General features: G+C 72.7%; 1 protein-coding gene. It reads left to right on the forward strand.

The genetic code is table 11. The annotated features are described in order from the left end of the window. A partial coding sequence (locus A5706_RS04990; protein WP_156766954.1) for a DUF222 domain-containing protein occupies window positions 1-557 on the forward strand: 557 nt, incomplete at both ends.

Here is a 557-nt window from a genome sequence, read left to right on the forward strand (position 1 = left end):
GAAACCCAGCAGCGGACCAACCGGGGGTTGATGTATCGGGTGTTCGGTGAGATCGCCGAGCCGCCCGACGGCGCCGAGTCCACCCCTGGGCTGCGGGGCCGGGTGTGCGCGCGGCTGCGCATCACCCCCGGGGAGCTGACGCGCCGGTTTCGGTTGGCGGCCCGGATCCGCCCGCGGCGCTCGCTGACCGGCCCACCCCTGCCGCCCGAGCTTTCCGAGGTAGCGGCCGCGGTGGAAGGGGGCGCAATTGGCGAGGACCATCTCCGCGTGATCTGTCACGCCCTGGATGTGCTGCCCGCCGCCGTGTCGGCGGCCGACGTCGCCGAAGCCGAACGCGTCCTGGTCGACCACGCCACCAAACTGGACTCCGGAGTGGTGACCCGGTTGGGGCAGCGCATCGCCGACTACCTCAACCCCGACGGGAACTTCACCGACGAAGACCGCGCCCGGCGCCGCTCTTTGCGGCTGGGCCCGCAAGGCCCCGACGGCATGTCGCGGCTCTCCGGGCTGCTCGATCCCGAGGCCCGCGCCTACTTCGAGGCCATCGAGGCCGCGGT

Source organism: Mycobacterium sp. E796, assembly GCF_001672815.1.
Taxonomy (GTDB): domain Bacteria; phylum Actinomycetota; class Actinomycetes; order Mycobacteriales; family Mycobacteriaceae; genus Mycobacterium.